The organism is Companilactobacillus pabuli (assembly GCF_014058425.1).
Lineage (GTDB): Bacteria > Bacillota > Bacilli > Lactobacillales > Lactobacillaceae > Companilactobacillus > Companilactobacillus pabuli.
Window position 1 is genome coordinate 1,200,317 of the sequence record NZ_CP049366.1, and the last position, 13,798, is coordinate 1,214,114.

Genomic DNA, 13,798 nt, shown 5'->3' on the forward strand with positions numbered 1-13,798 from the left:
CTTTTCGAACGTTTCAATGATATTTTTTTATGACATTGTCCATCCACCATCAACTGGTAAAGCATGACCTGTAATATATGATGATAAGTCACTAGCTAAGAATAATGCTGCATTAGCAACGTCTGATGGTTCTCCCAAACGTTTCATAGAAATTGGAGCAAGGAATCCTTCTTTAATCTTTGGATCTTTTAGTAATTCTTCAGTCATCCCCGTCTTTCCAGTACCAGGGCAAATTGCATTAGCTCTAACGCCCTCTTTAGCGTAATCTACGGCAATTGCGCGCGTTAAGGAAATGATTCCGCCTTTTGTTGCACCGTAAGAAACAGCATCAGGGAATCCAATGATTCCACCGGCAGAGGCGGTTGAAATAATACTTCCCTTTGTCTTCTTCAAATAAGGCATAGCAAATTTCACACCATAGAATACCGAATTGAAGTTAACGTCAATTGCTTTCTTCCAGTCGGAAATATCGGTTTGCTCAATGTTTCCTGGTACGTAGACACCGGCATTATTGAATAAGATGTCAATTTGCCCGTAAGTGTCTACTGCGACTTTAACGAAGTTTTTAACTTGATCAGGATCAGAAACATCAGCTTTTACGGCTATAGCTTTTTTCCCTGATTCATTGATTTCATCGACCGTACTTTGAACAGCATCCAAATTGTAGTCAACTGCAACAATTTTTGCTCCTTCCTTTGAGAATAGTAAGGATGTTGCTTTCCCGAAGCCTGAGCCAGCTCCTGTAATAATAGCTACTTTATTGTCTAATAACATTTTGTTTCCCTCCTCTTTTAATTATTATTATAAAAGAATTCCACTAATAATTGAAAGCGCTGTATTTTTTTGATTGTCAAGAATAGGATTTAATCCTATTATATTTAATATATACGTTATTAAATATACATAATTTAGGGGGATTGCCTTTATGAAAAAGACAACAATTTTTGGAATATTTGCTGCAGCATTAATATCAGTTGGTGGAATTTTCACAGCAACGACAACAGATACCAAAGCAAGTGCCATACCAACGGTTTTTGTAAGAAAAATAACTCGTCTGTATACATCAGATGGAGAATTAATCAATAATCGAGCATTAGGGGAATATACTAGTTGGATTGTTGGAAAAACTGGCTTCATTGATGGTGCTGAATATTATCAAGTTGCCACTAACGAGTACGTCAAAGCTTCTGATGGACAGATTTATAATGATTTAGATAATGATGTTCCATTGGGTACTTATAAACCAGATACTCATAAAATCAGTGATTACTTTGTAAAATATGTAAATGCTTTACATAAGGCCAATGGTTCTGAACCCGTTCACACGAACGCTGATTTTGAAAATTATGCAATGCAAAGAGCTGCTCAACAAAATGGTAATGTCTTGGATCATACAACGGCAACACGAAATTTAAATGAAAATCTTTCCAGTGATGGATTAGCTTATTTATTAAAGTGGGGTTATGTTCATTCTGATAGAGATGTTGCCTATTATGTTTTAAAAGATTGGTATACAGATGAATACAATACTATTCCTATGGGACAAGCCGGACATTTCGGTCATAGCGCTAATGTTTTGTATGCGGGTCCAACAATAGGATTCGGTATTTCCAATAACGCTGCAGCATTTGTTGCGGATCCAGTTGGAGCATCTTCTTATGATGCCTTCAATTGGCTATATAATTACGCAGGAACGACTCCAAATACAAACTTCATATCTAAAGATAGTGTTCCAGAATAATTAGCAAAAAATATTTAAAATGCAAAAAGCTCTCAATGAATTTATTCCATTGAGAGCTTTTATTTCAATATATCCGCCATCCAAATTCCTATAAATCCGGAATAGTAGTAACTGTCACATCATAAACATCATATTTTTGATAAAGTTCATCTTTAATTTTCTTATTTAACTGGTAAATCGACACCGCTGTCTCATCAGCATCAACCTTTACAAATATATCGACAACCAACATGTTCCCGTTATATCTACTAGTCAAATCAACCACACTATGGATTTCCTCAATTTTATTAAGATCATCACGCATATTTTTTTCTAGGATGGGATCAACATAATCTATCAAATTCAAAGCTGCTTCTTGGAAAATCACAACACCTTGCCACAAAATAAAAATTCCAATCACTATACTTACCGCGCTATCGAGAAAAGCTACTTTCAAAGCAATTGATATCAACACCGTGATCATGGTACTAAAACTAGTTACAACATCGCCTAAACTATCCTTCGCAGCAGCTTGTAAGGAAGCATTTTTCAATTTCTTTCCATTGTGGTAATTAATGAACCAAACTATTAGCATCAAAACAGTTGCAATACTTGCCCCTAAAGCTGAAATTGGATTAGGATTTTCGATATTATTCAAGTTCAGCAAACCTTTTATGCCACTGTAAATAATTTGAATAGCAATCAAAATAATAATAAAACTAGTCATCAAAGTAAAAACTGTCTCCAACCTAAATCGAGAAAGTTGCAAAGAGTTTTTACTACGAATATTCTCCTTGGGTAGATCTCGTCCTAAAATATCATCGTCATCAACATTAGTTGCTTCTTTGATACCCAAAATTAATACGCCCGTCGATATAACGCCCGAAAGATTATTTAAAGCGTCAGCTCGCAGTGCCTGGGAATTACCAATTTTGGCCAACCAATATTCAATAATGGTAATCAAAATATAGATGAATATATTAATGTATAAAAATCTTATTGAATAGTTTAATTTATTTATTTCTTTTTCACGAAGTGATCTTTGCAAATGAGATTCTTTAGAAAAATAATCATTAATTTTTTTCATAATTTGCCTCGGACTAAGTAAATAACAAAGACCAAAAAATGTAAAGAAAATACTCACTTCATCATCGACAAAGCCAAATTCAAAACCTTTTCACCATTCATAGTTCCAAAATCCTTCATATCAATCACAGCAACCGGCACATCAACTTCTTTAATAACTAAATGATACATGTACTGAATCTGCGGTCCTAACAAAATAACATCTGGATGATACTTTTTTACATTCGTCAGGAATGATTGATCCAGCGGTCGCAAATATTGATACATCAATGTTTCTTTTTGCTGCCGCTTTTTCCATTTTCGTCACCAACAACGAAGTAGACATCCCTCCAGCACACGCTAGCATGATTGTTTTTGACATAAGCTTGCCCCTTTTGTGTATGCGCTTCCATTATACGATAAAAAAAGACCCAGAAATCAACCGACTTTTGGGTCTCACAAACTTATTACTTATCCAATTCACTAATCTGAGCTTGAACTTGTTCATTACTTCTAAATTCATCATAAGTAGTATCACTGCGATCAACCACACCATTAGCAGTCAAGTAAACCAAACGGTTAGCAACTGTCTGAATGAATTGGTGATCATGTGATGCAAATAAAATTGAACCTTTGTAATCAATCAAACTGTCGTTCAAGGCAGTAATTGATTCCAAATCCAAATGGTTAGTTGGGTCATCTAATAATAAGACGTTAGCTTTCAACAACATCATCTTCGAGAGCATGACACGAACTTTTTCGCCACCGGATAAAACGTTGACCATCTTAGTAACATCGTCACCAGAGAACAACATTCTACCTAAGAATCCACGCAAGAAAGTATCGTCGTCTTCACCTTTTTCGGCAAATTGGCGCAACCAATCAATAATTGGCGTCTCTTCATCAAACATGGCATTAAAGTCTTTTGGCAAGTAAGCTTGGCTAGTCGTAACACCCCAAGTAACAGTACCAGAATCAGGCGTAATTTCACCCGTCAAGATTTTGAATAATGCTGTTGTAACCATATCGTTCTTAGCTAAGAAAGCCACCTTATCATCTTTGTTCAAGATAAAATTAACATTCTTCAAAATTTGCTTGCCATCGATAGTAACAGATAAATCTTTAACTTGTAGCAAGTCGTTCCCAATTTCACGATTAGGGACAAATTTGATAAATGGATAGCGTCTTGAACTAGGTTGAATATCGTCCAAAGTAATCTTATCAAGCATTTTCTTACGTGAAGTAGCTTGCTTAGACTTAGAAGCATTAGCCGAGAAACGGGCAATAAATTCTTGCAATTCTTTGATTTTTTCTTCTTTTTTAGCATTTTGATCTTGCTTCATTTGTTGAGCTAAAGCTGAAGATTGTTGCCAGAAATCATAGTTACCGGCATAAAGTTGAATCTTGCTGTAATCAAGATCAGCCATGTATGTACAAACTTTATTCAAGAAGTAACGGTCATGGGATACGACGATAACAGTGTTTTCAAAATTGATCAAGAATTCTTCTAGCCAGTCGATTGAGTCAACGTCCAAACCATTAGTAGGCTCATCTAGTAGCAAAACATCTGGTTGACCAAAGAGTGCTTGTGCTAACAAGACCTTAATCTTTTGACCAGCAGTTAAATTGGCCATTTTTTCTTGATGCAAACTTTCGGGAATATTCAAGCCTTGGAGCATTTGTGAAGCTTCACCTTCTGCTTCCCAGCCTCCCATTTCACCAAACTTAGCTTCAAGATCGGCTGCTCTTAAACCGTCTTCTTCACTAAAATCAGGTTTCATATAAATAGCATCTTTTTCTTGCATGATTTCATACAAGTCACTGTGTCCCATGATGACAGTTTCCATAACTGTATAATCATCATAATCAAAGTGGTTCTGTTTCAAAGTTGCTAAACGTTCATTGGGTCCAAGTTTAACCGAACCAGTAGAAGGTTTGATATCACCAGACAAAACTTTCAAGAAAGTTGATTTACCGGCACCATTAGCACCAATCAAGCCATAACAGTTACCGGGTGCAAATTTGATATTTACATCTTCAAATAGCTTTCGGTCGGCAAAGTGCAAACTTACATCATTAACAGTAATCAAATATATAATCCTCATTTCATAAACATAGTTAATGTGCATTATACGGACTATTTTCAACTGATGCAAGCGATTTGTCAGAATGTCATGGCAATATAATACAAACCACTTAGTCCAATAAAGATATAAATCAAAGCTTTCATAAAACTTATATTTAAATGACTCACTAATCTATTGGCAATGAAGGTTCCAATAATCGACCCTATAATACCAACCGCTACGTATTTCAAATTATTCAATGACAAAATTCCATTAGCAAAACGTAAGCTAGTCATAATAAAAGTATCAATCAAAAAGAACGTTTGAATACTTGAGAGGTATTTTTCCTTGGAATCAGAAATAGTTAAAAAGTACAGCGCCATCAATGGCCCACCGATTCCAAACATCCCATTAAAAAATCCCGATATCAAAGCAAAGATAACCATAACAAACAGTGGAATTCGACTGATAGTGATCGATTTCCAATTCATAATTACATAATATAAAGATAAAGTTACCAATAACAATCCTAGAAGTAATTTCAAATGTCCCGCTGGCAACCCACTACTCAAATGTAGTGAAACTATTGCCATCGTAATGTAAATCAAAAAAGGGCCTAAAATTTTTTGCCATTCAAAATACTTTCGATAATGCCAGACGACCATAACATTAGCAACGACCATAGTTAACGTTGAAACCCCAGCACTTTGACTGATTGGCATCAAATGTGGCAAAAAGACCATCATTACAATACCTGATCCAAATCCTGTCACTCCCTGAACAAATCCAGCCATCAACGCTGCCAAAATCATAATAATTATCCAACTCAAGTTTTCATCCCCTCATATAGTAATATTCTATCAAAAAAAGAAGACTCTTAATTGAGACTTCCTTTAAAGAACCCTTTATTGACCATTTAAAGAAACTGATTCCTGACGACTTCGTGGTTGCATCTTTTGCTTTGGATCAAGAATATAACGATTTATCAAGTCAATGATTTGATCATTTTGTGGTAAATCTGAATGTTGAGCATCCGAACCAGAAACTGAAATAGTCGTAAAATGTTTAACTTGTCCTTGATAAATATACTTACCGGCCATGACACTACCGAGTGGCACTAAACCATCCGAATTATACGTTTCTGTCCCCGCAACAAAATAAACGCTTAAATTCTTAGGAATATTTTTTCGATCAGCAATAAAGTCCGATAGCATTTGTGTCTTGTGATGAACCGATTTTTCATTGAAATTATATGGTGATCCGATAGTCATTAATTGCTTGATTTTGATTCTATCAGAATATTTAGCAAAATAATTTTCCAAAAAGGCAGTATAAATCAAGCCCCCATTTGAATGTCCAATCGCTTTAAAATTATTAAAACTATACTGCTTAGTTAAGGCTTTAAAAGCTATATTAAACCAACGGGCTTGTTTTTTAATATTGCTATAACCGTCATGATTGTTTTCAAAGCCAACTACAATTATCGGTTCATTATCTCCCCGTCTTAATTTACCGGTTATTTTTAACTTGTCATCAGTAGAAACATAGACTTTTATCAAACTATGCGGAGATTTATTATTACGATTTAATTTCTTTACAAGCGTATCAAACCGATTTTGCGTCGCTGAACTTCCCGGTATCATAATAACAGGTGACAATCTAGAATTATGCAATTTGGTTAACTTAGAAACATTAGTCTGTGACCAATTAAATGACACAACGATCAGAACTACTGTAATAAAAATTCCCAACAACCAAAAAAACAATTTTTTAAAGTTTCTCATCTATCTCACCCGCTTTCTGACTAATTCGATCAGACAGTTTAACAAACGGCGAATAGATCAAAACATCTACTATTAGTAAAACTACGCCAAAAATCAAAGTAATCCAGTTACCATTAGTACCAATAAATGCTATCAACGGCCCCGGAGTCCCGACTGGAACAGGATAAGCAGCAATCGGCAACCAGTGCATCACTATAAACAAACTCGTCACTAACATATTAACCAATGGAACCAAAATAAACGGAACTAAAAAAACGGGGTTGAACAATATCGGAATTCCGAGCATCATTGGATAATGATTATTAAAAATTGCTGGAAAAATAGACCATTTTGACACATTACGATTCCGAGATTTCTTTGAAAAAATTAAAATTGCAATAATAAGTGCCAACATAACGCCGCTTCCACCAAAATTAGCGAAACTGTGAAAAATAGTAGTATCGGTGAATTTATAAGGAACATTCCAAGAATTACCGGATTTTAGAGCTAAACTGAGATTAGCCATCGCTGGTGCATCAGTGAACGTAGGACTATTAGTAAACGGTCCTCCAACAGCCATCCATGACAGTAAATCAGTCAAAACACCCATTCCTAGTACGTAAAACAAAGCATTTAACTGCGTATGTTGCATAACAAAACTCGAAACGTACGTTGGTATTTCAAGTTTTAAGATCATTGTTCCTAACAAATTAACTATTGCCGCCAAAAATATCACGATCAAAACGGGAAAAATAAACTTATACTTATCGTTGATTTGAGAATCATCAAAGAAAATCCACAATCGACCACAACCATACCCAACAATCAAAGCTAAAAGCATTCCTTCAGACATCATAAAACGACTAAAGTTTGGCAATCCCTCTGGCGTAGGTTGAAAAGAGATTATCAAGTATGCCAATAATCCGATAGCACCAGATTTTTCTCCTTCTTTTCCGTAGGCTTTAGTGATGTAATACGCTGACCCGTAGGCTGCATACAAGGCAACCATATCAATCGTGCAATGAAAAATAACTCCCATGACCCAGTTCAATTCACTGTTATAAGGTAACCACCATGGTATCCCAAACATTCTTGCCATATAACCATTTTTGGTTAGAAAAGTAAACTTAAGTACTTCCGCAAAACTACCTAATAACATTATTGGAAACAATAAAGTCAAAGTATTGCGAATTGCATTAACAATCTTTGTATTACGCAACTTGGCTGAATAAAATAACATTTGCTCCATGTTTATCCCTCACATGAAATTAACAATATTTATTGTAATTACTCGCCTATTATTGCCCTATTTGTTATTTTTATCTATCAAAAATAGATAATATTTAAAATAAAATGTTTAAAATTTACTTTTTTATATTAAATTGTGAATCTCCTGGCAAAGATAATAATTCTGGTTTGCCGTAATAGTAGCCTTGGCGTAAATTAATTCCCAAATCGCTACTCATTTTGGCATCCTCATCATCTTCAATTCCTTCCAAAATCAAGCGTTGTCCGTATTCTTGACTAATTCCTTGCCACATAATCAATTTTTTTTGTAAATCAGGATCTTCATTTTGTGAATTGAAATTTTGAAGAGCAAACTTTAATTCCGAGGCCATTGGCAAAAAACATCTGATTGCTTCCAAACTGTTATCACCAGTACCAACATCGTCCAAAGAAATTTGCATCCCATGTTCCATAAACTTTCTTAAATGTGGAATCAAAAAAGCATCGGAATACTTCTTAGGTCCTTTTTCTTCAGTCAATTCAACAACTACCTTCGTCGGAAATAATTGCAATTGACTTTGAATGATAGCATCTTCCATTCTCGTATCGACTAATTGTTCACGATTAACGTTGACTGAACAATAATCTACTTTTAGGCCTAGGATTTTAGTCGTAGCAATCAGTAATTTCGAAGTCGTTTCAGTGCTGATTTCGGAAAACGATTTAGGCAATCTCCATCCTTCAGGAGTAAGCTGTTTGATTAACAACTCATAGCCAAAAATAGTATTTGTTTTTACATCAATTTGTGGTTGTACAAAATAACGATAAATTTTATCCATAATCTTATTTCTTCCTTATGTGTCAAAAACGATATATTTACTTTTTATATCAAAAACGTATATACTTTTAGTATAGTCCAATTAACGAAATAATTATATTTGGATATTAAAAGAAAAGTCGTGATAATTTAATGAAAATAGTCATAATTGGGTGTACCCATGCTGGCATTGCTGCAATTAATCAATGCTTAAAATATTATCCTGACGCTACCATAACTGTCTACGAGCGTAATCGAAGTATCTCGTATTTGTCATGTGCAACCTATTTGCATATTGCTGGTTCCGTCAAAGATTTAAATGAAGCAATGTATGCCAATCCAGAGCAATTTATTAAAAAAGGTGTACAAATGCGAATGCAGCACGATGTTATCGAAATTGATAGCACAGCTCATACTATCTTGGCACAAGATCTTCAAACAAAGGAATTCGTCCATGATAAATATGACAAATTAATTATGACGACTGGTTCCAAAACTACTATCCCCGTAATCCCAGGTATTGAAAGCACTAAAGTAATGCTTTGTAAAACTTGTGATCAGGCTCAGAAGCTTTACAAAGCATCAAAAAATGCCGAAACAATCGCTATTTTAGGAGGAGGATATTCCGGTGTTGAACTGGCCGAAGGTTATCTAAAATCCGGTCACCAAGTTATTCTCTTCCAACGTAAAAAACAATTATTAAACCAATATCTTGATACAACCATCGCTCAAAAAGTCAAAAAATTACTATTAGACAATAACGTCAAAGTAATGACTAATACTGTGGTGACTCGTTTTAACGAAACTGATGATGGCAAGATCCTAGTTAAAACTAATGTTGGTGACTACTCAGTCGATATGGTCACAATCACTCCTGGTGTCTTACCCCAAGCTGATTTACTCAAGGGACAAGTCAAGCTAGCCAAAAATGGTGCTATCATTACTAACGAATACATGCAATCATCTGACCCAAATATTTTTGCGGCCGGTGACGTTACCGAAGTTCATTACAATCCAACTCTTAATTCCAAATATATTCCTTTAGCATCGCATGCTATTAGACAAGGTGCTTTGGCTGGAGCCAACATTCTTAACCCTAGGATAAAAACTATGGGTACTCAAGCTACAACAGGTATGCTAGTATTTGGAAACACTGTTGCTAGTACTGGTCTGACTTTACACGAAGCTTTACATGAAAATTTCGATGCCCAAGAAGTCTTCTTTGAAAGCAACTATCGACCTGATTTTATGCCTACTAATGCTAAAATTAGTATTGAATTAGTTTATGATCGTAAATCACGTCAAATTCTAGGGGCCCAATTGATAAGTGAACATGAGGTCTCTCAATCGGCCAATACTATTTCAGTCGTTATTCAAAACAAAAACACCATCGATCAGTTAGCTTATCTCGACATGCTCTTCTCACCTAATTTTGATGAACCATTCAATTATCTTAATTTGGTTGCCCAAAAAGCGGTCGATAAAGAATATCAATATTTAAAAAATCAAAAATAATTTTTGAGGTTGCTTTAATGAAATTAAATATCAAGCCACAAGCTAAAGAGTATTTAGCCAACAAAATTCCAACTAAAAGTAATTTACTTTTAACAACGACCGACGGAGCGAATAACTACGCGAATAATAGTGCGACCTGTGCTTTAGTTTATAGTTTTCAACTAATTATTATCAATAAACCAGATTCAAAATTTTCGATTGCAGTTGACAATAACGCCGGCTATCAAATTTGGATGAACCCTGCTGAAGAATATTTATTTAATGACGGTCTCAATCTAGATTTTTCACACGGTTCTTTAGTCCTTAGCGACAATGGTGGTGTGATGGATTCAGCTGTTCCCGTTATTGATTGGCGCAATCTTGTAAAATAAAAGTCAGAACCCTAATTGGATTCTGACTTTTTTAATCTAAACCGGTTGGTAATTTTTGATGTGCTCGACCACGTGTACCTTCAATCGTAGCTTGATATAATGTATTCAAAGCCTCTGGCCCATGCAAGTGACCCATGCCCCAGAACTGTAATGACTTGTTGAGAGTTGCTGAAACTTGATGATAATCATTAGAACTCGATAATTGCTTACTTGCTTTATTCAAAATTTCCATTAAATCAGGATATTTTTTGATTTGCTTATCTTGAATAGCTGTTTTAATGGCTTGCATTAATGCTTGTTCCTTTGTTTCTGACATTTTCCCATCTCCCTAATATTCATAGATTAACATTAAATTATTTATATTCCAATGACGCTCAACGCATATTCAAATAAAGGAGTTTTAAATGACTAAAATCCAAATTAAAGAATTCAATCCCACAGATCTCGAAAAAGTCCGTCAATTTGCTACTACAGGCATGCAATTCGACAAATACATCGAGAATAAATTTGCCCTGTATTTCTACGGTAAAATAGTCGCGGAAATGGAATTAAAGAACTCCACTATTGCCTTAGGAGCTTACTTAGAAAACAAATTAGTTGGATTCATTTTTGCGAGAGTTAATTTTCAAAGATTAAAATACTCCACTCTAAAGAGAAATCTAACCGTCAATTTAGGTAATAAGTTAATTAATCTTTTTGACAATGACGATATGGCAAAAACTTATGACCAAGCCAATCAAAGAATGCTCAAACGATTTATGAAAAACAAACCTGACGGTGAGATTACCTTCTTTGCTGTTGATTCTAATATCAAACACCAAGGCATCGGTACACAATTACTCGAGGCATTAGAAAATAAACTTCAAAATCAACTAATCTATGTCTTCACTGATTCGAATTGTGATTATCAGTTTTATTTGAAAAGGGGATTTAAAATCTTTGATCAAATTGATGTCACTCTAGATGAAAAAGATTCAACACCGTTAACTTGTTTCCTATTATATAAAAATATTTTGTAAATTAAAAAGCCAACTGGGAAATCCCAATTGGTTTATTTTTATCCAACAATATATTTAGCATCAACCCACTCGTTTGTAGCAACACGATGATAAGTAACACCATCGATAGTCTTTGTTTGATCAGTTACCCAAGGAGTATTGTTGGCTAAGGCACGGTTAGTTATTGTCTTAGTACTGTTATTTTGAATGGCTACTAAAGGTACATAACTACCATTAGCATTATTTACGCTAATTACTCCTTTTGAGGAAATTGCATTATTTGTCGAATTATTATTAGTTTGATTACTATTATCTACACTAACAGTTTGTGGTGCTTGATAACTCGTAAAATAATTATCGTAAAGTTGAGAAACATCAAAATTACCATAACTACCATCGAATTGATAATGACTCGTCCATTGCCATCCATGAGCATTTGGATACCAATATTGATCAGTAGCGTCAGAAGGATAAGCGGCTATCCAACCTTTCTTGACTTGCATAACCAAATTGGCCCAAGAGCCCATCGTGTAAATATCAGAACGATAACCATACTTTGCTACTTGATTGATGAAAGCAATGTTGCTTTGAGTATTTGTTTCTGGATTGTTATGTTGTTGTTCAGTACTTTCAACATCAGTTACCAAAACAGCTCCCGCTGGCAATCCATCGGCTTTAGCAGTCTGAGCAGCAAAATCAGCTTCAGCAATAGCTTCGTTTACATTACTATAGTGAGCATAATGATAACCATGAATATAAAGTCCAGCAGCTTGAGCCGTTTTAATATTGTTAGCTGCATAAGCATCCTTATAGGTAGTTCCTTCACTTATCTTAGTAACGGCAGCTTTTACACCATAATTATTATGCATATCTTGGAAGTTGGCGATTGTCATAGCTCCATTATGATTGGAGACATCGACCATATCCATACGTGCAGCATCAACCGTGGTAACGCAGAAAAATAACGTTACTAGTGAAACAATTGTTGCAATAATTGCAGAAATTTTCTTCTTAGACATAATTCTCCCCCTATAACAAAAAAATTATTTATTTAAAGTATACCCTCTTTATCGTTGATATAATGGGATTTTCACAAAGCTTAAGAACAATATAATAATTATTTCAGTCATTTAAGTTGTGCACAACCAATTTACGTGATATAGTATTAACTGTAATAAAGATTGTACACAACTTAATGTTTGGCAATCAATTAAATTTAGTTCCCGAAAGGATCTTATATAAAATGAAAATCAATATTAAAGAAGAAACTCAAACATATTTAAAAAATAAAGAAGTTCCAACAAATGCCAAAATGATTCTAACAACTGACGATGGTTCAAATAAATACTCAAGCCTTGGTGGTAGTTGTGCTATCGGTGATAAATTCCAAATCGTTATTTTAAAGGATGATGATCCTAATTACACAATCGACTTAGAAAATGACGCTGGTCTTGATCTTAAGACTTCCCCATCTGATGCTGACTTATTAGGTAATGGTCTTAACATTTCCGTATGGCACAATGCTTTAGCTCTTAAAGATAATTCTGGTATTCTTGATGGTTCACTAGCCGTTGTTGATTGGAGAAATGTTAAACCCGAAACTGCACAAGAACGCCGCGACAAAATGATTAAACTTGGTGATCAAATCTGTTAATCAATTTATGGTTAATTTACTAAATATCAAAAATATATTTTGTTTTATTGAGCTGATAATTTGCAAGAATTCACAATATGCTGTAACTTAAAGAGCGTAATGAGAATGATTGTAAACTAATCAGTGTTGCACAATTCAAATTATTGTAACGGAAAGGATCTTAATTTATGAAAATTAATATTAAAGACGATGCACAAAAATACTTAGCTGATAAAATCCCAGCAGGAAGCACAATGATCTTGACTACCGATGATGGTTCAAACAAGTACTCAAGTCTTGGTGGTAGCTGTGCTATTGGTGATAAATTTCAACTAGTTATTCTTAATGAAAATGATCCTAAATATACTGTTCCGATCGAAAATAATGCTGGCTACAAACTAGCTACTGAACCTCAATATACAGACTTCTTTACTGCTGGTCTTAACATTTCCCTATGGCACAATGCTTTAGCTCTTAAAGACAACTCAGGTATCTTAGATGGTGCCCTTTCAGTTGTTGACTGGAGAAATGTTAAACCTGAAACCGCTGAAGAACGTCGTCAAAAGATGGAAAAACTTGGCGACCAAATCTGCTAATCATTTACTAAGAAATTCAAAAATACA

15 protein-coding genes and 1 pseudogene are annotated in these 13,798 nt (G+C 34.7%); 6 read left to right on the top strand and 10 right to left on the bottom strand.

Features of this window, described 5'->3' with window-relative positions; genetic code table 11:
• Positions 1 to 27 precede the first annotated feature (27 nt).
• Positions 28 to 774, bottom strand: a complete 747-nt coding sequence (gene budC, locus G6534_RS05725) for a meso-2,3-butanediol dehydrogenase (protein WP_182083248.1) — start codon at positions 772 to 774, stop codon at positions 28 to 30.
• A gap of 151 nt (positions 775 to 925) precedes the next feature.
• Here budC and G6534_RS05730 point away from each other — a divergent pair, with 151 nt between their 5' ends.
• Positions 926 to 1,741, top strand: coding sequence for an SLAP domain-containing protein (locus tag G6534_RS05730; RefSeq protein WP_059073916.1), 816 nt, complete (start codon positions 926 to 928; stop codon positions 1,739 to 1,741).
• Between the two features lie 88 nt (positions 1,742 to 1,829).
• Here the strand turns inward: G6534_RS05730 and G6534_RS05735 are convergent, their stop codons facing one another.
• The 7 genes and pseudogenes from G6534_RS05735 to G6534_RS05765 form a co-directional block, all read right to left on the bottom strand.
• Positions 1,830 to 2,807, bottom strand: a complete 978-nt coding sequence (locus G6534_RS05735) for a cation diffusion facilitator family transporter (protein ID WP_059073917.1) — start codon at positions 2,805 to 2,807, stop codon at positions 1,830 to 1,832.
• Between the two features lie 53 nt (positions 2,808 to 2,860).
• Positions 2,861 to 3,167, bottom strand: a pseudogene (locus tag G6534_RS05740) (PTS sugar transporter subunit IIB).
• An 85-nt stretch (positions 3,168 to 3,252) separates the two neighbouring features.
• Positions 3,253 to 4,875, bottom strand: coding sequence for an ABC-F family ATP-binding cassette domain-containing protein (locus G6534_RS05745; RefSeq protein ID WP_182083249.1), 1,623 nt, complete (start codon positions 4,873 to 4,875; stop codon positions 3,253 to 3,255).
• A 74-nt stretch (positions 4,876 to 4,949) separates the two neighbouring features.
• A complete protein-coding gene (locus G6534_RS05750) occupies positions 4,950 to 5,681 on the bottom strand; it encodes a sulfite exporter TauE/SafE family protein (RefSeq protein ID WP_059073918.1) in 732 nt (243 codons plus the stop codon).
• Between the two features lie 75 nt (positions 5,682 to 5,756).
• A complete protein-coding gene (locus tag G6534_RS05755; protein WP_059073919.1) occupies positions 5,757 to 6,635 on the bottom strand; it encodes an alpha/beta hydrolase in 879 nt (292 codons plus the stop codon).
• Positions 6,622 to 7,863, bottom strand: coding sequence for a PTS transporter subunit EIIC (locus G6534_RS05760; RefSeq protein WP_059073920.1), 1,242 nt, complete (start codon positions 7,861 to 7,863; stop codon positions 6,622 to 6,624). The genes G6534_RS05755 and G6534_RS05760 overlap by 14 nt, the downstream gene beginning before the upstream one ends.
• A gap of 115 nt (positions 7,864 to 7,978) precedes the next feature.
• On the bottom strand, positions 7,979 to 8,680 hold the full coding sequence (locus G6534_RS05765; protein ID WP_059073921.1) for an EAL domain-containing protein: 702 nt from the start codon (positions 8,678 to 8,680) through the stop codon (positions 7,979 to 7,981).
• 131 nt (positions 8,681 to 8,811) lie between these two features.
• Here G6534_RS05765 and G6534_RS05770 point away from each other — a divergent pair, with 131 nt between their 5' ends.
• Positions 8,812 to 10,173, top strand: a complete 1,362-nt coding sequence (locus tag G6534_RS05770; RefSeq protein WP_182083250.1) for an FAD-dependent oxidoreductase — start codon at positions 8,812 to 8,814, stop codon at positions 10,171 to 10,173.
• A gap of 17 nt (positions 10,174 to 10,190) precedes the next feature.
• Positions 10,191 to 10,544, top strand: a complete 354-nt coding sequence (locus G6534_RS05775) for an iron-sulfur cluster biosynthesis family protein (protein ID WP_059073922.1) — start codon at positions 10,191 to 10,193, stop codon at positions 10,542 to 10,544.
• A 31-nt stretch (positions 10,545 to 10,575) separates the two neighbouring features.
• Here the strand turns inward: G6534_RS05775 and G6534_RS05780 are convergent, their stop codons facing one another.
• A complete protein-coding gene (locus G6534_RS05780) occupies positions 10,576 to 10,860 on the bottom strand; it encodes a bacteriocin immunity family protein (protein WP_059073923.1) in 285 nt (94 codons plus the stop codon).
• An 88-nt stretch (positions 10,861 to 10,948) separates the two neighbouring features.
• On the opposite strand from G6534_RS05780, the gene G6534_RS05785 reads away from it, so the two are divergent.
• On the top strand, positions 10,949 to 11,563 hold the full coding sequence (locus G6534_RS05785) for a GNAT family N-acetyltransferase (RefSeq protein ID WP_059073924.1): 615 nt from the start codon (positions 10,949 to 10,951) through the stop codon (positions 11,561 to 11,563).
• A gap of 38 nt (positions 11,564 to 11,601) precedes the next feature.
• Here the strand turns inward: G6534_RS05785 and G6534_RS05790 are convergent, their stop codons facing one another.
• On the bottom strand, positions 11,602 to 12,561 hold the full coding sequence (locus G6534_RS05790; RefSeq protein ID WP_059073925.1) for a GH25 family lysozyme: 960 nt from the start codon (positions 12,559 to 12,561) through the stop codon (positions 11,602 to 11,604).
• Positions 12,562 to 12,785: 224 nt separating this feature from the next.
• On the opposite strand from G6534_RS05790, the gene G6534_RS05795 reads away from it, so the two are divergent.
• Positions 12,786 to 13,196 (top strand): iron-sulfur cluster biosynthesis family protein, encoded by a 411-nt coding sequence (locus G6534_RS05795; RefSeq protein ID WP_059073926.1) that lies wholly within the window; start codon positions 12,786 to 12,788, stop codon positions 13,194 to 13,196.
• Between the two features lie 167 nt (positions 13,197 to 13,363).
• Positions 13,364 to 13,771, top strand: a complete 408-nt coding sequence (locus tag G6534_RS05800; RefSeq protein ID WP_059073927.1) for an iron-sulfur cluster biosynthesis family protein — start codon at positions 13,364 to 13,366, stop codon at positions 13,769 to 13,771.
• The last annotated feature ends 27 nt before the right edge of the window (positions 13,772 to 13,798 follow it).